This window comes from Kosakonia sp. SOY2, from assembly GCF_027109175.1.
Classification (GTDB): Bacteria; Pseudomonadota; Gammaproteobacteria; order Enterobacterales; family Enterobacteriaceae; genus Kosakonia.
The window spans coordinates 21,994-44,058 of the sequence record NZ_JAPVXH010000007.1; the positions used below are offsets into that span (position 1 = coordinate 21,994).

The 22,065-nt window shown below is 56.0% G+C and carries 23 protein-coding genes; 8 read left to right on the plus strand and 15 right to left on the minus strand.

From position 1 onward, the window contains the following. Positions 1–25: 25 nt before the first annotated feature. From fdhE to fdnG, 4 genes are read right to left on the minus strand one after another with little or no spacing between them, the layout of a single operon-like run. Entirely contained in the window at positions 26–955 is a 930-nt protein-coding gene (fdhE, locus tag O3S68_RS22360) for a formate dehydrogenase accessory protein FdhE (RefSeq protein ID WP_020455895.1), read from the minus strand. Next, positions 952–1,587 carry a formate dehydrogenase cytochrome b556 subunit gene (gene fdoI / locus O3S68_RS22365; RefSeq protein ID WP_017459690.1) on the minus strand — a complete coding sequence of 212 codons (636 nt, stop codon included), beginning with the start codon at positions 1,585–1,587 and terminating at the stop codon, positions 952–954. The genes fdhE and fdoI overlap by 4 nt, the downstream gene beginning before the upstream one ends. Then, on the minus strand, positions 1,584–2,486 hold the full coding sequence (fdxH, locus tag O3S68_RS22370) for a formate dehydrogenase subunit beta (RefSeq protein ID WP_269232564.1): 903 nt from the start codon (positions 2,484–2,486) through the stop codon (positions 1,584–1,586). Before fdxH ends, fdoI begins: the two co-directional genes overlap by 4 nt. Positions 2,487–2,498: 12 nt before the next feature. After that, entirely contained in the window at positions 2,499–5,549 is a 3,051-nt protein-coding gene (gene fdnG, locus O3S68_RS22375) for a formate dehydrogenase-N subunit alpha (RefSeq protein ID WP_147271697.1), read from the minus strand. 242 nt (positions 5,550–5,791) lie between these two features. Here fdnG and fdhD point away from each other — a divergent pair, with 242 nt between their 5' ends. Both fdhD and O3S68_RS22385 read left to right on the plus strand, forming a co-directional pair. After that, positions 5,792–6,628: a formate dehydrogenase accessory sulfurtransferase FdhD gene (fdhD, locus tag O3S68_RS22380; RefSeq protein ID WP_269232565.1), complete on the plus strand. Its 837-nt coding sequence runs from the start codon at positions 5,792–5,794 to the stop codon at positions 6,626–6,628. Between the two features lie 126 nt (positions 6,629–6,754). Beyond that, positions 6,755–6,967 carry a YdgH/BhsA/McbA-like domain containing protein gene (locus O3S68_RS22385; protein WP_017460122.1) on the plus strand — a complete coding sequence of 71 codons (213 nt, stop codon included), beginning with the start codon at positions 6,755–6,757 and terminating at the stop codon, positions 6,965–6,967. A 48-nt stretch (positions 6,968–7,015) separates the two neighbouring features. Here O3S68_RS22385 and O3S68_RS22390 read toward each other — a convergent pair whose 3' ends face one another. Both O3S68_RS22390 and O3S68_RS22395 read right to left on the minus strand, forming a co-directional pair. Next, positions 7,016–7,513 (minus strand): YgjV family protein, encoded by a 498-nt coding sequence (locus O3S68_RS22390; RefSeq protein WP_240528454.1) that lies wholly within the window; start codon positions 7,511–7,513, stop codon positions 7,016–7,018. A 55-nt stretch (positions 7,514–7,568) separates the two neighbouring features. Continuing rightward, positions 7,569–8,090: a Crp/Fnr family transcriptional regulator gene (locus O3S68_RS22395; RefSeq protein ID WP_269232566.1), complete on the minus strand. Its 522-nt coding sequence runs from the start codon at positions 8,088–8,090 to the stop codon at positions 7,569–7,571. 136 nt (positions 8,091–8,226) lie between these two features. Here O3S68_RS22395 and O3S68_RS22400 point away from each other — a divergent pair, with 136 nt between their 5' ends. Next, positions 8,227–8,439 carry a YdgH/BhsA/McbA-like domain containing protein gene (locus tag O3S68_RS22400; RefSeq protein WP_017460122.1) on the plus strand — a complete coding sequence of 71 codons (213 nt, stop codon included), beginning with the start codon at positions 8,227–8,229 and terminating at the stop codon, positions 8,437–8,439. A 250-nt stretch (positions 8,440–8,689) separates the two neighbouring features. Here the strand turns inward: O3S68_RS22400 and O3S68_RS22405 are convergent, their stop codons facing one another. Beyond that, positions 8,690–9,112, minus strand: coding sequence for a flagellar protein FlhE (locus O3S68_RS22405; protein ID WP_082071798.1), 423 nt, complete (start codon positions 9,110–9,112; stop codon positions 8,690–8,692). A gap of 403 nt (positions 9,113–9,515) precedes the next feature. On the opposite strand from O3S68_RS22405, the gene O3S68_RS22410 reads away from it, so the two are divergent. The 4 genes from O3S68_RS22410 to O3S68_RS22425 are packed head-to-tail and all read left to right on the plus strand — an operon-like array spanning position 9,516 to position 14,249. Continuing rightward, positions 9,516–10,253, plus strand: coding sequence for an ABC transporter ATP-binding protein (locus tag O3S68_RS22410; RefSeq protein WP_240528456.1), 738 nt, complete (start codon positions 9,516–9,518; stop codon positions 10,251–10,253). Continuing rightward, positions 10,246–11,496 carry an ABC transporter permease gene (locus O3S68_RS22415; protein ID WP_269232567.1) on the plus strand — a complete coding sequence of 417 codons (1,251 nt, stop codon included), beginning with the start codon at positions 10,246–10,248 and terminating at the stop codon, positions 11,494–11,496. Before O3S68_RS22410 ends, O3S68_RS22415 begins: the two co-directional genes overlap by 8 nt. Beyond that, positions 11,489–12,955, plus strand: a complete 1,467-nt coding sequence (locus O3S68_RS22420; RefSeq protein WP_269232568.1) for a TolC family protein — start codon at positions 11,489–11,491, stop codon at positions 12,953–12,955. The genes O3S68_RS22415 and O3S68_RS22420 overlap by 8 nt, the downstream gene beginning before the upstream one ends. Next, positions 12,948–14,249, plus strand: coding sequence for an efflux RND transporter periplasmic adaptor subunit (locus O3S68_RS22425; protein ID WP_269232569.1), 1,302 nt, complete (start codon positions 12,948–12,950; stop codon positions 14,247–14,249). Before O3S68_RS22420 ends, O3S68_RS22425 begins: the two co-directional genes overlap by 8 nt. Positions 14,250–14,261: 12 nt before the next feature. Here O3S68_RS22425 and O3S68_RS22430 read toward each other — a convergent pair whose 3' ends face one another. Both O3S68_RS22430 and O3S68_RS22435 read right to left on the minus strand, forming a co-directional pair. Further along, positions 14,262–14,585, minus strand: a complete 324-nt coding sequence (locus O3S68_RS22430) for an AzlD domain-containing protein (RefSeq protein ID WP_269232570.1) — start codon at positions 14,583–14,585, stop codon at positions 14,262–14,264. After that, positions 14,585–15,247, minus strand: a complete 663-nt coding sequence (locus O3S68_RS22435) for an AzlC family ABC transporter permease (RefSeq protein WP_045512381.1) — start codon at positions 15,245–15,247, stop codon at positions 14,585–14,587. Before O3S68_RS22435 ends, O3S68_RS22430 begins: the two co-directional genes overlap by 1 nt. 101 nt (positions 15,248–15,348) lie before the next feature. Here O3S68_RS22435 and O3S68_RS22440 point away from each other — a divergent pair, with 101 nt between their 5' ends. Next, on the plus strand, positions 15,349–15,897 hold the full coding sequence (locus O3S68_RS22440) for a helix-turn-helix domain-containing protein (protein ID WP_044489536.1): 549 nt from the start codon (positions 15,349–15,351) through the stop codon (positions 15,895–15,897). 91 nt (positions 15,898–15,988) lie between these two features. Here O3S68_RS22440 and rhaM read toward each other — a convergent pair whose 3' ends face one another. From rhaM to rhaS, 6 genes are all read right to left on the minus strand, one after another. After that, complete coding sequence (rhaM, locus tag O3S68_RS22445; RefSeq protein ID WP_020455911.1) at positions 15,989–16,303, minus strand: L-rhamnose mutarotase; 315 nt, start codon at positions 16,301–16,303, stop codon at positions 15,989–15,991. Then, positions 16,300–17,448, minus strand: coding sequence for a lactaldehyde reductase (fucO, locus tag O3S68_RS22450; RefSeq protein ID WP_020455912.1), 1,149 nt, complete (start codon positions 17,446–17,448; stop codon positions 16,300–16,302). The genes rhaM and fucO overlap by 4 nt, the downstream gene beginning before the upstream one ends. Before the next feature lie 62 nt (positions 17,449–17,510). After that, positions 17,511–18,515, minus strand: coding sequence for an ABC transporter permease (locus O3S68_RS22455; protein ID WP_269232571.1), 1,005 nt, complete (start codon positions 18,513–18,515; stop codon positions 17,511–17,513). Then, positions 18,512–19,516, minus strand: coding sequence for an ABC transporter permease (locus O3S68_RS22460; RefSeq protein ID WP_020455914.1), 1,005 nt, complete (start codon positions 19,514–19,516; stop codon positions 18,512–18,514). Before O3S68_RS22460 ends, O3S68_RS22455 begins: the two co-directional genes overlap by 4 nt. Then, positions 19,516–21,027, minus strand: coding sequence for a sugar ABC transporter ATP-binding protein (locus O3S68_RS22465; RefSeq protein WP_045512373.1), 1,512 nt, complete (start codon positions 21,025–21,027; stop codon positions 19,516–19,518). The genes O3S68_RS22460 and O3S68_RS22465 overlap by 1 nt, the downstream gene beginning before the upstream one ends. 49 nt (positions 21,028–21,076) lie before the next feature. Beyond that, positions 21,077–22,063, minus strand: coding sequence for a rhamnose ABC transporter substrate-binding protein (gene rhaS, locus O3S68_RS22470; RefSeq protein WP_269232572.1), 987 nt, complete (start codon positions 22,061–22,063; stop codon positions 21,077–21,079). Positions 22,064–22,065: the final 2 nt, after the last annotated feature.

Here is a 22,065-nt window from a genome sequence, read left to right on the forward strand (position 1 = left end):
CCTGGAAGGCAAGGGCTGGAGGCGATTATTCCCCTTCGCCGGGGAATAAAAACGGGTTGATGGAGCTGCGGGCGAAGCCTTCCTGCTCCATGCGGGCATCTAACACCAGCGAGGCCAAATCGTCCGCGACCGGCTCGACGTTCGGGTCTTTTTCCTGATACAGGATCTTCAGGTAAGTGCCGCAGTCGCCGCAGCTTTCCGCTTTGATTGCTGCCTGCTCGTTATCCAGCGACCAGTAGTGTAAATCGCGGGTTTGCTCGCAGTTGCTGCATTTGACGCGCACCACATGCCACTCGGTTTCACACAGGTTGCAGTGCAGATAGCGCAACCCTTGCGTCGTGCCAATATGCACCATGCTGGAGACCGGCATTGATCCGCACACCGGGCAGAACTGGCGCTGTTCACCATATTCCGCGCGTGCTTTGCCGGGGATCAGGCTGGCCATTTGCGCCCAGTAAAGCGACAGCGCAGCCCAGATAAAAGGCGCTTTATCGCTGCTAACGGAGGCGAAATCAGCGGCAAACAGCGCGCTGGCCATCGCTTCCAGTTCCTGCGCAGAGGCTTTTTCCAGGTTCTCAATGACCGCCAGCGCCGGGCCGCTCATCTCCGGCTTCAGCTCGGCGATCAGCGAATGCAGCAGTTTGTGCCAGTGCGCATCGCGCGGCAGCACATGAATGTCCAGCGGCGGTTTGCCCTGTTCAGCGGCCTCTTTAATGCGCGCAGTCAGGTCGATGTGCAGGGGGTGGTCGTAAAGCACCACTTCCTGGGCATGGGCGATAAGCGCAGCAAAACGCAGATAATCACCCAGCGGGTTACTCTCTGCCAGCTCACGCAAACGCTCTGCGCGGCGGTTATAGAGATTTTTCAGTCTGGGGAATAATAACGGCGGAATAACTTCCGCCGTGCGTTTATCGCTCTTCTCCAGCTCATCTTGCGGGATTATGCGAATACTCATTCAGTCGATTTTTCCGTTGTCTTGCGAACTTCCCGGTACCAGCGCGGGTGATGTTTCTTCGCCCACGAACTGGTAACCCAGCCTTCCACCATTGCGGTTATCGTGCCTTTTACCCACAGGGCGGCGTAAATGTGCACCATAATAACCACAATTAACGCGACCGCGGCAAATGAATGCACCATCAACGCTAATCGGATCACCGGAATGGGAAACGCTGGCGCGAAGTAAGGGCGCCAGATAACCACGCCGCTTACCAGTAGCAACACCAGGAAAATAATCGCCGCCCAGAAAACACATTTCTGACCGAAATTATAGCGCCCGGTGTCACCCACTTCCTCATTGACGACGATCTTACGAATATTCTTCGCCCAAAAGATATCATCCCTATTGATGAGGTTATGGTGCCAGTAGCGGAAAAACATGATTATAAACGACGCGAACATCACCACGCCGACAAACGGATGGAGAATGCGCGCCAGCTGCGGCGTACCCAGAATCCCCATCAACCAGTTGAAGGAGGGGAAGAAAAACCCCAGCCCGCTCACCGCTGCCAGCACGAAGCAGAAGGCGGTGACCCAGTGGTTGATGCGCTCTGGCGCCGTGTAGCGCACGATGGTGTCACGTTTTTTCATTTGCGCACCTCGTCTTTCACTTCATGCAGGTTATCGTCTTCCTCTTCTGCGCGGTTCGGACCGACACCGACATAATGGAAGATGCTGGCAGCGAAGGTCGCGGCAAAGCCGACCGCCGCAAGAGGTTTCCAGATACCTTTCCAGAACTTCACGGTAGAGCTGATTTCCGGGTTCTCCGGCAGGCCGTGATACAGATTCGGCTTGTCGGCATGATGCAGCACATACATCACGTGCGTACCGCCAACGCCTGCCGGATCGTACAGGCCCGCGTTGTCGTAACCACGGGTTTTCAGTTCCGCCACGCGCTCGCCGGCCAGCGTTTTCATATCCTCTTTAGAGCCAAAGTGGATAGCGCCGGTCGGGCAGGTTTTCACACACGCCGGTTCCTGGCCCACGGTCACGCGGTCAACACACAGCGTACATTTGTAGACGCGGTTGTCTTCCGGGTTCATGCGCGGCACGTCGAACGGACAGCCGGCGATGCAGTAACCGCAGCCGATGCACTGTTCGGACTGGAAGTCGACAATGCCGTTGGCATACTGAATGATAGCCCCTTCTGACGGGCATGCTTTCAGACAGCCAGGATCGGCGCAGTGCATGCAGCCATCTTTACGGATCAGCCACTCCAGTTTGTCGTTCTGTTCCACTTCCGAGAAGCGCATGACCGTCCACGATTTGGCGGTCAAATCCGCCGGGTTGTCGTACACCCCGACGTTATGCCCCACCTCATCACGAATGTCGTTCCACTCGGAACAGGCCACCTGACAGGCTTTACAGCCAATACAGGTGGTGACGTCGATAAGCTTCGCCACTTCCTGCTGGTGATCCCGCGCCTGCGGCGCGGGAGTGAAGCCGTTAGTCGCGGAACGACGGATGATGTCTTGCGATTGATAAGCCATAAGTCGTCTCCGTTACACCTTTTCCACATTCACCAGGAACGCCTTAAACTCCGGCGTTTGGGTGTTCGCATCGCCGACAAACGGCGTTAACGTGTTGGCGATAAAGCCTTTCTTCGCCACACCTTCATAACCCCAGTGGATAGGAATACCGATGGTATCGACTTCCTTACCGTGCACGTTGAGCGTGCGAATACGTTTGGTCACCACCGCCTTGGCTTTGATATAGCCACGGTTGGAGGAGACGCGCACCGTATCGCCCTGCGTGATGCCCAGCTTGTTCGCCAGTTTCTCGCCAATTTCCACAAACTGCTCCGGCTGCGCGATTGCGTTAAGCAGCGCGTGCTTGGTCCAGTAGTGGAAGTGCTCGGTTAAACGGTAAGTGGTACCGACATACGGGAACTTATCCGCTTTACCCATCGCTTCCAGATCGCCTTTAAACACACGGGCGGCCGGGTTGGAAACCACTTTCGGGTGCAGCGGGTTGGTGCCCAGTGGCGTTTCAAACGGCTCGTAATGTTCCGGGAACGGCCCTTCTGCCATCTTATCGAGCGCGAACAGGCGGCCCATGCCTTCCTGCTGCATGATAAACGGCCCAACATTGCTGCCAGGTGCGGCAGCGCTGTAGTCCGGAATATCCACCCCGCCCCATTTCGCACCGTCCCATTTCAGCAACTGACGCTTCGGATCCCACGGGTTGCCCTGCGGATCAGCGGAGGCGCGGTTATAGAGAATGCGGCGGTTAAGCGGCCATGCCCATGCCCAGCCCAGCGTATTGCCGAGGCCCGATGGGTCAGCGTTATCGCGGTTCGCCATCTGGTTGCCTTTCGGCGTCCAGCTCCCGGCGAAAATCCAGCAACCGCTTGCGGTGGTGCCGTCATCGCGCAGGTGAGCGAAGGTGCTCAGTTGCTCGCCTTTCTTCGCCAACACGGTGCCGGTTGCCGGATCGATAATATCCGCCAGCGCTTTACCGTTGCTTTCCATGGCCACTTCTTCCGGCGACGGGTTTTCCGGCGTCGAGTAGTTCCAGGTCATGTTCAGCACCTGTTCCGGGTTGGCGCCGCCTTCTGCCGCGTACATTTTACGCATGCGCAGGAAGATGCCCGCCAGGATCTCGCCGTCGTTCAGCGCATCGCCCGGGGCGTCCGCGCCTTTCCAGTGCCACTGCAACCAGCGACCCGAGTTAACGATAGAACCGTTCTCTTCCGCGAAGCAGGTCGATGGCAGACGGAACACCTCGGTCTGAATTTTCGACGGATCGACGTCGTTAAATTCGCCGTGGTTCTGCCAGAAGTTCGAGGTTTCGGTATTGAGCGGGTCAATGGTCACCAGGAACTTCAGTTTCGACAGTGAGGCGACAACTTTATTTTTGTTCGGGAACGACGCTACCGGGTTAAAGCCCTGGCAGATATAGCCGTTGACCTTGCCCTGGTTCATCATGTCGAAGTACTGCAGGACGTCGTAACCCTTGTCCCACTTCGGCAGCCAGTCAAAGCCCCAGCTATTTTCCGCTGTCGCTTTGTCGCCAAAGAAGGATTTCATCATCGAAACGAAGAATTTCGGGTAGTTGCCCCAGTAGTTCACCTGGCCTTCCAGCAACGGTTTTGGCGTATTGGCGGTCAGATAAGTCTGGAGATCGGTCTGTTTTTCATTTGGCAGCGTCATATAGCCCGGCAGGCTTTGTGACAGCAGGCCAAGATCCGTCAGCCCCTGAATGTTGGAGTGGCCGCGCAGGGCATTCACGCCGCCGCCTGCCATCCCCATATTGCCCAGCAGCAGCTGAATCATCGCCATGGTGCGGATGTTCTGCGCGCCAACGGAGTGCTGCGTCCAGCCAAGTGCATACAGGAACGACGCGGTTTTATCACGGGCGCTGGTTTCGGCGATGTATTCACACACCTTCAGGAAATCCGCTTTTGGCGTCCCGCAGATGTCCTCCACCACGTCCGGCGTATAGCGGGAGACGTGCGCTTTCAGCAGGTTCCATACGCAACGCGGATGGGTGAGCGTGGTATCGCGTTTGGCGAAACCTTTCTCATCCAGTTCGTAGTTCCAGCTGGTTTTGTCGTATTTACGTTTTTCCGCGTCATAGCCGGTGAACAGGCCATCTTCGAAGCCAAAATCTTCACGCACGATAAGCGTGGCGTTGGTATAGGCCTCGGTGTATTCGCGCTGATATTTTTCGTTGGTCATCAGGTACAGCAACACGCCTGACAGGAAGGCGATGTCAGTACCGGAACGAATCGGCGCATAGAAATCCGCAACAGAGGCGGTACGCGTAAAGCGCGGATCGATAACAATCAGCTTCGCGCCATTGTGGATCTTGGCTTCCATCGCCCAGCGGAATCCCACCGGATGCGCTTCTGCCGCGTTCCCCCCCATCACAACGATAAGGTTGGCGTTTTTCATGTCGACCCAGTGGTTGGTCATCGCACCGCGACCAAAAGATGGAGCAAGACTTGCTACCGTTGGTCCGTGTCAGACACGCGCCTGGTTGTCGACGGCTAACATGCCGAGTGCGCGGGTGAATTTTTGCGTTAAATAACCGGTTTCATTACTGGATGCGGATGCGCACAGCATCCCGGTGCTCAGCCAGCGGTTGACGGTCGTCCCTTCTGCGTTTTGCGCAATATAGTTGGCGTCACGATCCGCTTTCATTAATTTGGCGATGCGGGTAAAGGCTTCATCCCACGAAATTTGTTGCCACTTATCCGAGCCTGGTGCGCGGTATTCCGGGTATTTCAGGCGGCTTTCTGAGTGGATGAAATCCACCAGACCCGCGCCTTTCGGGCACAGCGCCCCACGGTTTACCGGATGATCGGGGTCACCCTCAATATGGAAGATTGACGCTTTGGCGTTTTTTGCTCCATCGCCGAGGCTGTACATCAACAGCCCACAGCCGACGGAACAATATGTGCAGGTATTCCGGGTTTCGCGGGTGCGCAGCAGCTTATACTGCCGTGTTTCCGCGAGCGCAACACTCGGGGCAAAGCCCAGCGCCGCTGCCGTGGTTCCTGCCATACCGCCAGCGCAGATCTTAAAGAACTGCCTTCTGCTGACCTGCATGGTTTGCTCCTGGTTCGACATTACTCTTATCGTTTTTTTCTTTGCGGTGCTTTTCGCAAAGGTTCAGAATTGCTGCTAATCCCTCATATCCAGGGGGATTCGCAACGAAGAATACCACAATGTAGGTATGCTTATTCTGACGTGAAGGATTCAGAACTGCTGCTATTCCCTCTTTTCCCCAAGGGATATGCGCGGAGAATACCATAATGTCGATACGCTTGTTCGATAACGGTTAAGACAAAGTGAACGATTTGCAGACAAAAAAGCACAAAAATGCAACATCAGTCACAGGAGCCCGCGAGGTTAGCCTGTGGAAACGCATTGATTTGCAACATGCCGTGCCGGATATGCTGGCGGAAGAAGTGCCTGTCGCGCTGGTGTACAACGGCATTTCGCATGTGGTGATGATGGCGTCACCCAAGGATCTTGAACTCTTCGCGATCGGCTTCTCCTTATCCGAAGGGATTATCGGAAACGCATCAGACATTTACGGGATGGATGTGGTCCCCTCCTGCAACGGCCTTGAAGTGCAAATTGAGCTCTCCAGCCGCCGTTTTATGGGCTTAAAAGAGCGGCGACGCGCGCTGGCCGGGCGCACCGGTTGCGGCGTATGTGGTGTCGAGCAGCTTAATGACATTGGCAAGCCCATCGCGCCGCTGCCTTTTACCCAAACCTTTGATTTACAGGCGCTGGATGCCGGTCTGGCGCACTTAACCGATTTTCAGCCTGTCGGGCAGTTCACCGGCTGCACGCACGCCGCCGCCTGGATGCTGCCATCCGGTGAGTTAGCGGGGGGGCATGAAGATGTCGGGCGTCATGTGGCGCTGGATAAGCTGCTTGGTCATCGCGCCCGTGAAGCGCAAGCCTGGGCGAGCGGTGCGGTGCTGGTTTCCAGTCGCGCCAGCTATGAGATGGTGCAAAAGTCGGCCATGTGCGGTGTCGAAATCCTGTTTGCCGTCTCCGCCGCCACAACGCTGGCGGTGGAAGTGGCGCAGCGCTGTAACCTGACGCTGGTGGGTTTTTGCAAGCCAGGCAGGGCAACAATCTATACCCATCCGCAGCGATTAATGGGTGTATAGATTGGTCAAAAAAATTGAATGTTGAGAACAAATCCTTCCGCTTTTTGTTGTGAGTAAACAGGACTACTCTTTATTTCATCGAGGCACGGTGCCTCACTCCAACAAATTAACGTAAGGGTTTATATCATGAAAAGCATCAAAACTTTTGTCGCAGTTATCGCCCTGGCTACTTCTTTTGGTTCTTTCGCTGCCCAGTCCGTGACCGCAACTGATTTAACGCTGAGCGGTGCTGAAGCAAAAATTGCTGCACAGGCTCAACAGGCTGGCGCATCTTCTTACCAGATCACTGAAGCGTATACCGGAAACCAGGTTCACATGACCGCCGAACTGAACAAATAAGTCACGTTTTCCTGTCGAAAGAGCGCCTGCGGGCGCTTTTTTTGCTTTTTAGCCAGCCTGCCGGGTGAGCCGCCAGTACGACACCAGCGTACTGAGAATGAAGGCGCTCTCCATGGCAACCGCCACGGGCGATCCGATCACCATATTATTCACCAGCCAGCAGCCGCTACCGCAGAGGGTGAGCCGCCGCATACTTTTTGCCGCCGGGTGAAAAGCGGCGCTGGTCATCAGCAGGCTACCGAGCAGCGGTAAAACATCGGTGGGTTGCTGCCAGCTTAGCGCGCTGCACAGGCAGGTTGCGACAATAAACCCATTTTTCATATTCCGCGCGGTCGTCATGATGGCGGTGAGATAACGGCATGCGGCCAGCGCCATCAAACTTGCGGCTACGGGCGCGTTCAGCAAGCAGAAATGTACCGCCAGCAGGCTGGTGGAGGCGGCAAGTATCGCCAGGGTTATCCGCCGACGGGCAAACTGAAATGCCAGCAAATCAAAAATGAAAGAAAAGCCAGCCAGCATTTGCGACAACCAAAAAGCGCTCATCATCGTTTCCTCTACGGCGTGATGGCGGCGATGGTAGCGGCCTGGCGGCGGGCTTTCGTTAACCTTTGTTAAGACGCGCGCGGATGCGCGACAGGCTCACCGGTGAGATGCCGATATAACTGGCGAGATCTTTTTGCGTTAATTGTGCTTCCCATGCGGGAAAATGGGTTTGCACATAGCGATAGCGTTGCTCCGGGTTATTGAGCAAAAACATCTGTTCCTTCTTCTCTTTAAAGATCAGTTGCTGGCGCAGGAGCGCTATTTTTGCCACCTGATGTTCTTCTTTTTCCAGTAAACGCAGCGGTACTTCGCTGAGCACGCCTGGCGTCAGCATTTGCAGGCTGTAATCCGCCACGCTACCGGTTAGCCAACTGAGATAGAGAAAACAGCACTCACCGGGAAAATAAAACTCCTTTACGCGCTCGCTCCCTTCCGGCGAATGCCAGACCGCACGCGCAATACCTTCGTGCAGCACAAACATTTTTTTCTGGAGATCACCCTGTCTGAGCAGGGTTGTCGCCGGGCTGATTTGCACTGTTTTCTGACCGACAAGGAGGGGGGCTAACCAATCAGCTATCATGCAGATCTCTATTGTTCATTAATTTTGACAAAGAATGGCAAATCATTCCGCTTTTTGTTGTGAGCAAACAGAACTACTATTTATTTCATCGAGGCACGGTGCCTCACTCCAACAAATTAACGTAAGGGTTTATATCATGAAAAGCATTAAAACTTTTGTCGCAGTTATCGCCCTGGCTACTTCTTTTGGTTCTTTCGCTGCCCAGTCCGTGACCGCAACTGATTTAACGCTGAGCGGTGCTGAAGCAAAAATTGCGGCGCAGGCTCAACAGGCGGGTGCATCTTCTTACCAGATCACTGAAGCGTATACCGGCAACCAGGTTCACATGACCGCCGAACTGAACAAATAAGTCACGTTTTCCTGTCGAAAGAGCGCCTGCGGGCGCTTTTTTTATTTCTGCGATGGGATGATAGCGTATTATCGGGGATGTAGTTGTGTTCAGTAATTACCCAAAGTGTTTTAAAAATATCCCTATATTATTGAAATGCCCGATGGCATATAAGAAATGTCGTCGGGCATTATTATTATGGGTGAGTTAAATTCACATTCTTATTATTGCAGTGCGTTATCAATAATAATATTACGCGGTAAGCGAATTATTAATTATATGTGTAGTTAACAATAATCTGGCTTGACTGGCCATTGACTGTCACCATTCTACCGGTGCCATTTACGCGGGCATATAAACTGAACGGTTGGTTCGGTGCGAGATTATAAGGTGTGAAGTCAATATTACCTGAACGTGCATCAGAAATATCCCTACAGTTGTTACCGTTGTTATAGCATAAATAAACCTGCATTCCAGCCGGGTAGGAACTGTAAGCCCAGGTGTAATAAACCATGCCAACTTTACCAGTTGAAGGTGTTCCGGCTGTAATCGGGAACGTCTTGTTATACCATTGGTTTTTTACTGAAATTGATGGTGCAAGCATTGAGCCGATGGACGTGCCGCCCGTTGCAAATGCGCTTGAAGAGATAAACATTAAACCTGATAAAGCCAGCAGGATCGATTTCCGTTTCATTTAAAGCCTCATTAAAGAGTAAGCTAACTAATATCCATGATATTTAACTTAAATCATGGGAATTATTGAGTTGCCCTGCGTGAATACAAGGTAACTCAATAATTCTTATTTGTCAGCCATAATTTCCTTTTGCCCGTGGAAAACTAGATAATATATTTACTTTTGTCAACGTTTATTATTTAAATTAAGCGAGGCTTAATTGCTGTTTAATATTTAAATATCCAGGGTAAAGTATACGGAATACCTATCGGCGGATGTGGTTAATTCTTTAGGTGTCAATTTTGGTAGGTTTGGTTGAAATGAATCCATGGCAAAAAAGCTAAAGCTTTCGTTTTTCTGGCCGTTAATATTGATATGTAGTTCACACCATATCCGTGTTCTTCAGGATGAATTATTGGCAAACATGGAACGGTTGCACGACTCAGGGATAAGCGAAACTCACCACACGACATCTGGCGCTGACTTGATACGCCTGGATTCGGTGACCTATTCCTACGCCGCCGGTACAGCGCGGCAGACGATCCTGCACAACATTTCGTTATCTATCCCCGCCGGGCAAAGTTGCGCCATTGTTGGCGCGTCTGGCTCGGGGAAAAGCACACTGCTCAATCTGCTGGGATTGCTTGATACGCCCACTTCCGGGCGCGTGATGTTTCATGGCGAAGATATGTCCCGCTGTGGCGCAGACGCCCGCGCGACGGCGCGTAATCACATCATTGGTTTTGTCTTTCAGAGCTTCAATTTACTGCCCCGGCTTACCGCGCTGGACAATGTTGCTTTGCCGCTGCTCTACCGCGGCGTGCTGCGCCATGAGGCCCAGGACGCTGCCCGCAAACAGCTTCAGCGCGTTGGTTTAAGCGATCGCGCGCATCACCGTCCTGCGGATTTATCCGGCGGGCAGCGCCAGCGTGTGGCCATTGCCCGCGCGCTGGTCGGTGAACCGGCTTTGCTGCTTGCCGACGAACCCACCGGTAATCTTGATAGCCAAAACGCTGCTGACATTATTGACTTGTTGCTGGCATTGAATCGCGACAGCGGCACCACGCTGGTGCTGGTAACGCATGACAATTCCATTGCCCGCCGCATGTCGCGCTGCATTCAGGTGGCTGACGGGCGGATCAGCGAGGCAACGCATGTCTGATGTGCGTCTGCCCGCTGCAGTCCGCGTGTCTCAGCCTTCACGCTACGGAATGCCGTGGCTGCAACTTTTGCTGGAGTCGCTGGATAACCTGCGGCTGCTGGGGCGCCGCGCGGTGCTGGCGCTATTAGGTATCGCGGTGGGCTGCGCGGCGGTGGTGGCGTTGCTCAACATTGGCTACAACGCCGAACGTGAAGCGATGAGCATCTTTCGCGGTATGGGTAGTGAGCTGCTGGTGGCTAACATTCAGCAGCCTGTCGGTTCCGGCCGAAAACCACTGGTTGCGCCGGCCGATCTGGATATCGATACCTTGCATCAACGCATCCCGGAAATTGACGCCGCCTCTGCGCTCGTCCCCAGTAACACGCAAGCACGTTTTAATGGCCGAACGGCGGCGGCAACGCTGGTCGGAAGCGGCGCTGAACTGCCTTCTGTTCTGCGGTTGCAACTGGAACAGGGCCGCTTTTTGAGCCGCTTTGATGCGCAGAGCACCTACGCCGTTCTCGGGGCGAATGTCGCCGCACAATGGGCTCAGCCCGACCGCCCTGTACTACTCGGCGACCGCATCCAGATTGGCGGTTATCTCTTTGAGATAGTCGGTATTCTGCACCCGCAAGGGCCAAACCCGATCATTCCGGTCTCCGTGGATGATGCCATTTTGCTGCCGATTACCGGTATGCGCCGGGTAATCAGTTTTCCGCAAATAACGGGCGTAGCGGTGCGCAGCCGCAGTGGTGAAGAACTTGATCGCATCGCGCCCCGGCTACAAGCGTGGCTCAGCGAAAAGATGCCCGGCTTCGAGGTCAATGTGCAGGTTCCTCAGCAATTGCTGGAAGGCATTGAGCAGCAGTCGCGCCTGTTTTCCTGGTTGCTCGCCGGACTTGGCGGCATCTCGCTGTTGGTCGGCGGGGTGGGCGTGATGAATGTGATGGTGATGAATGTGTCAGAGCGTCGCCGGGAGATTGGTGTGCGCATGGCGCTGGGCGCGCGTCCGCGCGATATCGCGATGCTCTTTTTGCTGGAAGCGATTGTCTTAGCCACCGTTGGCGCGCTGCTTGGCGCGGCGGCGGGGTTGGCGGCGGCGTGGCTGTTTGTCTGGTTTTCCGGCTGGTCTGATTTTGCCTTATCCGCCGCTGCGTTGCCGCTGGGCATTGGCAGCGCCATTGTTATCGGGCTGTTTTTTGGCTTATCTCCCGCACTGGCGGCGTCCCGGCTGGAGCCGGTGGAGGCGCTGCGCGATGCGTAGACATGCCTGGCTGTGGTTACTGGCAAGTCTGATTGTTTGCCCGGCGCGTGCTGAAATGCCGGTGAACCCTTCCCATGCCACGCGAGACGGCGAGACGGCGCGTATTGCCCTGAAAGGCGACAGTATCGATCTCACCCTGAGCGATGCCATCTATCTCGGGCTGCGTGATAACCGCGCTATTCGTAGCGCGTATCTCGACAGGGTTGCGCAGAAATTTGACCTGCGCGTGGCCGAAGATCGCTTCACGCCAAAACTGGTGCTCTCCGGCAATTATCTCTCCACGCGTAACCAGGACGACCGCTACCGGCAGGGAAACCTGACGCCGCGTTCCACGCTGCTCACCCCGTACGGCACGCGCGTTAGCCTCGGCTGGACATATCAGCACACCGACGCCAACGTGGCGGGGTTATCCCACAACGACGGGGCGAACTTTTCTGTTATTCAGCCGCTGCTGCGCGGCGCGGGTAAAGATATTGCCACCGCGCCGGTTCGCCTTGCGCAGATGACCGAGCAAATCAACCGCCTGAATTTGAAATCCACCGTTTCGCAGACGATCACCCAAATTATCACCGCTTACCGCGATCTGTTGCTGGCGCAGGAGCAGTTAAAGATTGCTCAGGATTCGCTGGCGCGGGCGCGCCAGTTGGTGGAAGTGAACCAGGCGATGATCAGCGCCGGGCGCATGGCGGAGTTTGAAATTGTGCAAACCGAAGCCGAAGTGGCCTCACAAGAGCTGTCGCATGAAGAGGCGCGAAACCGGGTGGATATGGCGCGGCTGGCGCTGTTGCAACTGCTGGCGTTGGATCTGCATGCGCCAATCGTCGCGACCGAAGCGCTACAGGCAAGGCCTGTCGAGGTGCAGGCCGATCGCGCACTGAAACAGGCGGAGGCGTCGCAGCCCGCTTATCTGGCGCAGCTGCTTGTTGGCGAACAGGCTGCGATTAATCTCGCCGTCGCCCATAATGACCGGCTGTGGGATGTTTCGCTGGTTGGCGGCGCGACACAGCAGCGTAACCGTGCGGCGCGAGGTGATGGCGCGCGCAACTGGGATAACTATGTTGGGGTTCAGGTGGAGATCCCTATCGGCGACATGACCGCACGGCAGGCGGAAGTGCAAGCGCAGGTTAATGTGAAGAACCAGCAAATCCAGCTGGCGGAAGCGCACCAGCAGCTTGACCGTGACGTAACCAACGCCGTGCGCGATATGGGCACCCGCTGGCGGCAGTTTGAGATAGCCCAACGCGCGCGGGATTTGTCACGCCGCAAACTGGAAATTGAACGGGAAAAACTGACCGCTGGCCGCTCCAGCAACTTCCAGGTGCTGAGTTTTGAAAACGATCTTCGCAACGCGGAAAACGCCAGGCTAAATGCGCTTATCAGCTATTTGAATGCGCAGGCCGGGCTCGATCAAACGCTGGGAACCACGCTGCAAAGTTGGGATATTTCGCTCAATGATTAAGTTTCTTATGCAAAAGCAACGCCTGCTTTTACTGCTGACACTTGCGGTAGTGGCTGGCGGCTCGCTCTTATGGTGGATTGTCGCACGCGAACCGGAGAGTGGCGCTGCGCAGGAGATCTGGCTGCCGGTTCAGCCGCAGCGGCTTGAAAACCAACTGGGGCTGGTGGGGCGTATTCAGGCGGCCCGCCAGCAAACCCTTGCCGCGCCGTTTGACGGAGTGATCCGCGAAATCGCGGTTCACGAAGGGCAACGCGTTGAAAAGGGGCAAGTGCTGATAGTGCTCGATCCCGGACAGATTGAGATCCAACTTCGCCAGGCGCAGGCGGAGCTTTTGAAAGCGCAAAAAGAGGTGGCGCTGTTTCGCAACTGGAGCAGCAGCCCGGATGTTTCGCGCGCCAGACGCCTGGTGCAGACTGCGCGCGTGACGCTTTCCAATACGCAGGCCAATCTTCGCGATACTACTACGCTTTTTAAGCGCGGGATTGTCGCCCGTATGGAAGTCGATGCGCTGGCGCAGCAGGCACAAGCGCAGCAGCAGGATCTGGCTGCCGCGCAGGAAGAGTTACAAACGATGGAAGCGCGGGGTAAAGGCGAGGACAGCAAAATTGCCGATATGGAGCTGACAAATGCGCAGGCCCGCTACGCTGCGCTGAAGGCGCAGGTGGAACGGCAAACGTTACGTGCGCCCTATGCCGGTTTTATCATGCGCCCGGTCGCAACGGACAGCGGTAAACCGGTTACCCTCCAGCCGGGTTTGTCGGTGAGCCAGGGCGCGGCGTTGTTGACGGTGACGGGGCTGGACACGATGCAGGTAGTGACCCGCGTCGAGGAAGCGGATCTCCACCAGTTAAAAGAGGGGATGCCGGTCAATATCACCGGAGAAGGGTTTGCCGGAAAAACGCTCAGCGGGCAGATCCGTGAAATTGGCGTTCAGAGCAGCGCGGCAGAGACGCAGGGCGCTTATTACGATGTCACTGTGTCGGTAGATACGCCGCTGGCGGATTTACAGCAAGATATTCGGCTGGGAATGAGCGCCCGGCTGGCGGTGATCACCTGGCAGAACGAACACGGTATTGCGGTGCCCGCTCAGGCGTTACATATCGATCCGCAATCCGGGGCGAGCTGGGTGCTCTGGCGAGCCTCGTCCGGTGAGACGCCGCGCAAAGTGGGGGTCACCATCGGGCAGACGGTGGCGCAGGGGGTGGAAATCCACGGGATTGACGCGGGGGAAGTACGCGTTGAAATGGGCGCGCAGGGCAGTTCGGCTAACCCTGTTCCCGTGAGTATCCATTAACACACCCGTTTCTTATGCGATTCCGGCAAGGCGCAGCAGCGCGGTGACGACCGCAGCGGAGAGGATCACCACAATCAGCGGCATTTTGCGCCAGGCGAGAAACAGCGCGAAAAGCACGCCCAGTACGCGTGCCATGCCAGCGAAATGCCCGCCTTCATAGAGCATTGAGGCCAGCGCGACCGCGAAAAGCAGGGTGGTAGCCGCATCCGACAGCAGTGCCTGCGAATGTTCGGAAAGCGCCAGCCGGCTGCCGAGTTTTGCGCCGCCAAGGCGCATCAAATAGGTGCCGATAGAAAGGATGGCGATACCGCCAATAATGAGCGCGATGCTGGCCATTATTTCTTCCTCGTCAGTAAGCCAAGTAAAGAGAGCAGCACCGGTAATCCCACCGGCGCAAAAGGAACGGCGGCGAGCGACAATACCGCGCCGCTCGAGGCGCGAATCAGCGTGGTGCGCTTTTTCAGCGCCGGCAATACCAGCGCCAGCAAAATTGCCGGGAAAACCGCATCCAGACCGATGGTTTCCGGTGCGGGCAGCAATTTACCCACCGCCGCCCCTACCAGTACGCCAGCGGGCCACAATAACGCGACACCTAAACCGCACAGCCAGTAAGCGGCTTTACGCTGCTCGGCGGTGGATTGTGATAAGCCGAACACGACGCTTTCATCATTCATGATGTGGCAGCCGAGAAAAGTGGCCGCACGTTGTCCTACCAGCTCACGCACCGTGACGCCAAAAGGGATATGGCGAGCGTTAACTAACAGACCCGCCAGAGCCGCAGCCAGCGGATTGCCGCCGCTGGCGACAATACCGATAAACATAAACTCGGATGCGCCAGCCAGCACAAGGGTGGAGAGCGCCAGCGGCACCCATAAAGGAAAGCCGTAGGCCATGGCCAGCGATCCATACGAGACGCCGACAACGCCCACGGCCAGGCAGACCAGAAAAATAGCTTTTACAGTGTCGCCCTTCAGCGAGGCGAAGTGTCTGGTGAACATCTCTCTTTACCCATATCGAACGTTTATCCATTATAATGAACACACCAGAATCGTTTTTCAACAAGAACGATTCGTTCGATTAAATGAACAATGGGGTGTTTATGACACAGCCAATTAGCATCATTGCCAAAAGTCTGGTGCGTGAGCGACTGCGAACCGGGCTTTCGCTGGCGGAGATTGCCCGCCGGGCGGGTATCGCCAAATCCACGCTTTCACAACTGGAAGCGGGTAACGGTAATCCTAGTCTGGAAACGCTCTGGGCGCTGTGTGTCGCGCTCGACATTCCCTTTGCGCGCCTGCTGGAACCGCAAAAACCCACCACGCAGGTTATTCGTCGTGGCGAAGGCACGAAAGTGATTGCCGAAGAGGCAAATTACCAGGCGATATTGCTTGCTGCCTGCCCGCCCGGCGCACGACGCGATATCTATCTATTGCTGACTCAGCCAGGCGCCGATCGGATCTCGCATCCTCACCCGACAGGTTCAGTGGAGCACATTATTGTGACACAAGGGCGGGCGCTGGTCGGGCTGACGGAAGCGCCGGAAGAGTTAGGCGAAGGGGATTACATTTGTTATCCGGCGGACAGAGAACATATCTTTAAAGCACTCGAAGCCGATACACAGGCTATTCTGGTGGCTGAACAAAATTAATCCGCTTTAATTCCACCCGGCGTTAATAAAAAGTGCCGAACAGACATTTCCCGTTCGTTAATCCCCCTCCGTTGCGAAGGGGGCTAACCGCTTACTCCAGGTAGAACACTTCTTTTAATTCCGCGCTGACCGGGCTGTTGTCCGGATTAGCGGGCATTACATCACGCATATATTTCCACCAGCGCTGGCACACTTCCGTATTCGCGACCGCGTTCCAGCGCGCTTCCGATTCAATCTCAACGGTGGCGAACAGCAGGTTGCGCTGTTTATCGAGAAAAATGGCGTAATGGTGCGCCCCGCCTGCTTTCAGCGCTGCTTCCAGCTCCGGCCAGATCGGGTTGTGGCGACGTTCATACTCTTCGTGTGCATCGGGATTTACCTGCATCACAAAGGCTTTACGGATCATAATGCCTCCAGATAAAGCTCGCGGACTTCGTCCCGGCTGGCGGTTCGCGGGTTGCACGGTGCGCACGGATCGGCGAGCGCTTTATCCAGCCAGCCTTCGATATCCGCTTTGGTAACGCCGAGTTTGCTGAAACCAGAAGGAATACCGACGCGCGCGCTCAGGGCGCGGATCGCATTGATGGCTTCCATGCTGGCGGTTTCATCGCTCATTCCTTTGGTGTCGACACCCATCGCCTGCGCCACGCGGGCAAAACGGGCGACGGCGTTCGGGCGGTTAAAGTTTTCGATGACTGGCAACAAGATGGCATTGCATACGCCGTGCGGCAAATTGTGCGTGGCACCCGGCTGGTGCGCTAACGCATGAACCAGACCAAGCCCGGCGCTGTTAAAGGCCATGCCGGCAAGATACTGGCCGTACGCCATTTGCTCACGCGCTTCGAGGTTGTGGCCGTCATCAACCGCCTTTGGCAGCCACAGGTTAATTAAGCGAATCGCTTCCAGCGCGTTGGCGTCGGTCAACGGGTGCGCACCCACCGAGACATACGCTTCAACGGCGTGGGTCAGCGCATCCATGCCGGTTGCGGCGGTAACAGAAGCGGGGATCTCCAGCATCACGCTGGCATCATCGACGGCGATATCAGGAATAATGTTCGGGTCGATAATCACTTCTTTCACCTGCCGCGCGGAATCAATGATCACCGCGTTACTGGTCATCTCCGCCGCCGTCCCGGCGGTGGTATTGATGGCGACCAGCGGCACACCGGGGTTTTTCACTTTGCCGACGCCGGAATAGGCGGTCGACGGGCCAGGGTTAGCGGTGAGGATTTTCACCCCTTTGGCGGTATCGATCGGGCTGCCGCCGCCGAAGGCGATAATGTAATCGCAGGCGGCGTTTTGATACGCCGCATAGCCTTGTTGTACCAGCGCTTCCGTTGGGTTCGGGAACACGTCATCAAACAGGTGATACGGCATGTGATGCGCTTTCAGCGCGGCAAACAGGCTGTCCAGCAGACCCAGTTTGACCAGTTGCCCGTCGGTGACAATCAGCGCTTTTCCCCACTGTTTGTTCGCCACCATCTTGACCATATCGCCGATAGCGCCCGCGCCATGCAGGCTGATTTTGGGTAGTGCTAACATAAAGCTCATACATAACTCCTTTATTTTCTTTGATTTTTACCGGCGACGAAACACCCTGTCGCCGGAGGGATTCATAAACGCCTGCGCTGCATCATGCGGCGGGTGATGATCGGCAGCGAAATCACCACAATCAGCATCGCGCCGACGATAATCGACATCACAATGCCCGGCACATTGAGCAGGCTCAGGCCAAAGGTCACCAGCCCCATCAGGAAGGCGGCGATAATCACGCCGACCATGCTGCCGGAACCGCCAAGAATGTTGACGCCGCCGAGCACCGCCATCGTTACCACCGACAGCTCCCAGCCCAGCGCAATCGTCGGGCGCGTGCTGCCCAAACGCGATGTCAGCAGCACCGAGGCCAGACCCGCCATCAGCCCCACCAGCGCGAAGAGGATCAGGTTGTGGCGTTTCACATTGATGCCGGAATACCACGCGCCGGTCGGGTTATTGCCGATGGCGTACGTGCGGCGGCCAAAGTTGGTTTTGTGCAGCAGAAAAGCGAACAGCAGCGCCAGCACGATGAACAAGGCAAACTCAAACGACAGTGCGCCCCACACGTAGCCCTGACCAAACCACGCAAAACTCGCAGGCCAGGTGTTAAGCGCCTGATCGCCGAGCAGAATGTAAGTAATGCCGCGATACAGGCTCATGGTGCCGATGGTGATCACAATTGAAGAGAGGTTAAAGCGAGTCACCAGAATGCCGTTGAACACTCCGCACAGCAGCCCAACGCTCAAGCCGACGCACACCAGCAGCGGCGTATCCATACCCGCCTGGGCGCAAAAGCCCATCGCCGTTGAGCTGAGCGCGATGGTGGCGGCGACAGAGAGGTCAATTTCGCGGGCAATGATCAGCATCGCCATCGGCAACACGATGATCGCTTTTTCGGTGAAGTTGAATGTCGCGTCGGAAAGATTCCAGATGTTGAGAAAATAGGGCGATGCGAGGGCGTTCACCACAAACACCGCCAGTGTCACCGCCAGTAAAAACCCTTCCCAGCACAACAAGCGCTTAAAGAACGGTGTCGCGGCAGGGATATTTTTCACGGGCTCAGAAGTCAATATTTTGCTCATGGTTTCACCGCCTGTTTTTGTCGTGCCAGCGCCGCGTCACGCAGGATCAGGCGGCCTTTGCGTTTGTTACCGCGCTCGTTGAGCAGTACCGCAATCACAATCACCGTGCCGGAAATCGCCATCTGCCAGAACGGCGAAATGCCAATTACCGGCAGTGCGTTATTGATAACGCCGAGGAATAGCGCGCCGAATAAACAGCCGAGCACGCGCCCGGTGCCGCCCATGGTGCTGATGCCGCCAATCACACAGGCGGCAACCACTTGCAGTTCGAACCCGTTAGCCACGTCGACATAGGCCACGGCAAAACGCGAGATCCACAAGTAGCCGCAAAAGCCCGCCAGTGCGCCAGAAAGGCAGAAGCTGACAAACTGCATCTTTCCGGCGTTGATACCGGTGTAATACGCCGCCGTGGCGTTGCCGCCCGCGGTATAGAGCGCTCGTCCGGTGCGGCTGTAACGCAGGAAGTAGCCCACCAGCAGCAATATGGCGATGGCGCACCAGCTCAGTACCGGCAAACCCAGCACTGAAGTTCGCGGCAGGCCGAGAAAATCCGCGCCCATCTGGTTCGAGTTCACCCAGCCGCCGCCGGAGAGCAAAAAGATAATCCCGCGATAAATACTCATGGTGCCAAGCGTGACGACAATTGCCGGGATACCGAGTTTCCATACCAGCAGGCCATTGATGATGCCCATCACCAGCCCGAGCACCGTTGCCAGTAGCAGCAACGACCAGACAGGTACATCCGGGTGATGGAAATTAATCAGCGCGACAATCATGCCGGTCAGCGCCAGGTTGGCGGCCATCGACAGGTCGATGCCTTTGGTGAGCAGCACCATCATTTGCCCGAGGGCGAGAATGATCAGAATGGCGGTGTCGTTGAACATCTCCACCAGGTTGCCAGGGCTGATAAACGAGGGGACACGGCTGCCGATGATAAGCACCAGCAGCACAATCACGCCGCCGAGCAACGCTTCGCGATGTTTAAGCAGTTGTTGCCACATTATGCTGCCTCCTTCCCGGCACCGCTGGCGGCGCTGACGATGGTTTCCGCCGTCGCTTCACCGGCCTGGTACTCGGCGACCATCAGCCCTTCGTGCATGACGATCACCCGATCGGCCATGCCCATCACTTCCGGCAATTCAGAAGAGACCATAATCACCGCCAGCCCGTGGGCTACCAGTTCCGACATAAACTGGTGTACGGCGGCTTTCGAACCGATATCGATGCCTTTTGTTGGTTCATCGAGAATGATTACGTCCGGATGGGTGGCGAGCCATTTGCCGATCACCACCTTTTGCTGATTGCCGCCGGAGAGGGTTTCCACCGCCTGCTTCCAGCTAAAGGCTTTCACCTGCAAACGGCGGGCGTACTCATCCGCCAGCGCCCACTCTTTGGCCTCGTTAAGCACGCCGTTGCTATTGAGTTTGCTGAGCTGCGGCAGGCTGATGTTCTGGGCAATCGACAGCTCAATGATCGCGCCCTGTTTTTGCCGCTCTTCCGGTACGCAAACAATCCCGGCGTTGATAGCGTCCGCAGGCTGGCGGAAATGCACCGTTCGCCCGTTAAGGATGATCTCGCCAGAAGAGGGGCGCGACACGCCGGAAAGTGCCTGCATCAGTTCCGTGCGCCCGGCACCCACCAGGCCGTAAAAGCCGAGGATTTCGCCTTTGCGCAGCGAAAAGTTGATATGGGCAAATTCCGTGGGATGGCATAAATCGCGCACTTCCAGCACGGTTTCGCCGGGTGTGCAGGCCACTTTCGGCCAGCTCTGGTTAATGGCGCGCCCGACCATCATCGCCACCATCCGCTCTTCGGTGATGTCATTGATGGCGCCGGAATCGACATACACTCCGTCGCGCAAAATGGTGTAGTGATCCGCCAGCTCAAAAATTTCATCAAACTTGTGCGAGATAAACAGGATCGCTTTGCCTTCCTGCTTCAGACGTTCAACGATTTGGTAGAACTCCAGGATCTCATGCTGCGAGAGCGCGGCGGTCGGTTCGTCCAGAATCACCACCTGCGCTTCAAAGGAGAGCGCACGGGCAATCGCCACCATGTGGCGCTGGGCGATACTCAATGTTTTCAGCGTCGCGCGCGGATCAATTTGCACCTCCAGTCGGGTGAGGATCGCCTGTGCTTGCTGGTGCATGGCGGGCCAGTCGAGTTTTTTCAACAGCCCTTTATACAGATACTGCCCAACGAAGATATTTTCGGTGACCGATAACTCGTCAAACAGCACTGTTTCCTGGTGAATAGCGGTGATCCCTACTTTATGCGCCGACTCGGGCGTGGGGAGCGAAATGGGGATCGCTTTGTAGAGTATTTCGCCCTCTTCAGGCTGGTAAATACCGGTCATCACTTTGACCAGCGTGGATTTGCCCGCGCCGTTTTCACCGATCAACGCGGTGACTTTGCCGGGCCAGAGATCGAGCTGTACGTTCTCAAGGGCGCGCACACCGGGAAAAACTTTGGTGATGCCCTTGAGCGACAGCAGAGGGGTGGATGCCGTCATGATAGTTCTCCAGTTTTTGCCCTCTCCCGCAAAAGAGGGCAGGAAGGGATCAGAAAATCTTCGAGAACTTATCAATGTTGCTGGCATCGTAGACAAACGGCTCAGCCATCGCGCCGTTTCCGTCGGCGTCGAGTTTCACCTTGCCGAGTTTGCCCATGCTGGCTTCGTCTTTGGTCGCCGTGCCTTTCACCAGATCATCCGCTAAATAGGTGGCGGCATATCCGAGGTCGATCGGGTTCCAGATGGCGAAACTTTTGCTCGCGCCGGACTTGATCGCGCCCGCCATTTCAGACGGCAGCCCTAAACCGGTGACATACACTTTGCCAATCTTGCCCTGGTCTTTTACCGCTTGCGCCGCCGCGACAATGCCGACCGACGATGGCGAAATAATCACTTTCAGGTCCGGATACGATTTCAGCAGGCCGACCGCTTCGCGGTAGCTCTTATCGGAGAGATCGTCGCCATAAGCGACAGTCACCAGGTTAATCGACGGGTACTTCGGCAATACCTTTTTCATCTCCGCAATCCAGATATTCTGGTTGGTGGAGGTGGGCGTGGCGCTAAGAATCGCCACATCGCCTTTTTCAACATTCAGCGCTTTTAGCGCATCGGCGGCCAGTTTGACGTTGGTTTCGCCAATCAGCGCGTTATTTGAGGGGTTGAGGTGGATTTGGCGTCCGGCTTTCGCCACGCCGGAATCCCACGACACCACTTTAATGCCGCGCTGCATCGCTTTTTTCAGCACCGGCACCACGGCATCGGGATCGTTGGCGGAGATGGCGATCGCATCCACCCCCTGGGCGATCAACCCGTTAAGCACTTCGATCTGCGCTTCGGCCGTGGTGGTGGTCGGGCCGGTGTAGATCACTTTGACATCTCCTAGCTCTTTGGCTGCCTCCTGTGCGCCGGTGTTTGCTGCTTCAAAAAAGCCATTACCTAAAGATTTCGCCACGAGGGCGATTTTTACTTCAGCTAAAGCGGAACCGGACAACGCCAGCATGGCAACGGTGAGGATTAAGCTTGCTTTTGTTTTCATTG

Bases quoted from the DNA above. Each gene is read 5' to 3' on its own strand.
- fdhE (WP_020455895.1), bottom strand. From the start codon at position 955: ATGAGTATTCGCATAATCCCGCAAGATGAGCTGGAGAAGAGCGATAAA.
- fdoI (WP_017459690.1), bottom strand. From the start codon at position 1,587: ATGAAAAAACGTGACACCATCGTGCGCTACACGGCGCCAGAGCGCATC.
- fdxH (WP_269232564.1), bottom strand. From the start codon at position 2,486: ATGGCTTATCAATCGCAAGACATCATCCGTCGTTCCGCGACTAACGGC.
- O3S68_RS22385 (WP_017460122.1), top strand. From the start codon at position 6,755: ATGAAAAGCATCAAAACTTTTGTCGCAGTTATCGCCCTGGCTACTTCT.
- O3S68_RS22390 (WP_240528454.1), bottom strand. From the start codon at position 7,513: ATGATGAGCGCTTTTTGGTTGTCGCAAATGCTGGCTGGCTTTTCTTTC.
- O3S68_RS22395 (WP_269232566.1), bottom strand. From the start codon at position 8,090: ATGATAGCTGATTGGTTAGCCCCCCTCCTTGTCGGTCAGAAAACAGTG.
- O3S68_RS22400 (WP_017460122.1), top strand. From the start codon at position 8,227: ATGAAAAGCATTAAAACTTTTGTCGCAGTTATCGCCCTGGCTACTTCT.
- O3S68_RS22405 (WP_082071798.1), bottom strand. From the start codon at position 9,112: ATGAAACGGAAATCGATCCTGCTGGCTTTATCAGGTTTAATGTTTATC.
- O3S68_RS22410 (WP_240528456.1), top strand. From the start codon at position 9,516: ATGGAACGGTTGCACGACTCAGGGATAAGCGAAACTCACCACACGACA.
- O3S68_RS22415 (WP_269232567.1), top strand. From the start codon at position 10,246: ATGTCTGATGTGCGTCTGCCCGCTGCAGTCCGCGTGTCTCAGCCTTCA.
- O3S68_RS22420 (WP_269232568.1), top strand. From the start codon at position 11,489: ATGCGTAGACATGCCTGGCTGTGGTTACTGGCAAGTCTGATTGTTTGC.
- O3S68_RS22425 (WP_269232569.1), top strand. From the start codon at position 12,948: ATGATTAAGTTTCTTATGCAAAAGCAACGCCTGCTTTTACTGCTGACA.
- O3S68_RS22430 (WP_269232570.1), bottom strand. From the start codon at position 14,585: ATGGCCAGCATCGCGCTCATTATTGGCGGTATCGCCATCCTTTCTATC.
- O3S68_RS22435 (WP_045512381.1), bottom strand. From the start codon at position 15,247: ATGTTCACCAGACACTTCGCCTCGCTGAAGGGCGACACTGTAAAAGCT.
- O3S68_RS22440 (WP_044489536.1), top strand. From the start codon at position 15,349: ATGACACAGCCAATTAGCATCATTGCCAAAAGTCTGGTGCGTGAGCGA.
- rhaM (WP_020455911.1), bottom strand. From the start codon at position 16,303: ATGATCCGTAAAGCCTTTGTGATGCAGGTAAATCCCGATGCACACGAA.
- fucO (WP_020455912.1), bottom strand. From the start codon at position 17,448: ATGAGCTTTATGTTAGCACTACCCAAAATCAGCCTGCATGGCGCGGGC.
- O3S68_RS22455 (WP_269232571.1), bottom strand. From the start codon at position 18,515: ATGAGCAAAATATTGACTTCTGAGCCCGTGAAAAATATCCCTGCCGCG.
- O3S68_RS22460 (WP_020455914.1), bottom strand. From the start codon at position 19,516: ATGTGGCAACAACTGCTTAAACATCGCGAAGCGTTGCTCGGCGGCGTG.
- O3S68_RS22465 (WP_045512373.1), bottom strand. From the start codon at position 21,027: ATGACGGCATCCACCCCTCTGCTGTCGCTCAAGGGCATCACCAAAGTT.
- rhaS (WP_269232572.1), bottom strand. From the start codon at position 22,063: ATGAAAACAAAAGCAAGCTTAATCCTCACCGTTGCCATGCTGGCGTTG.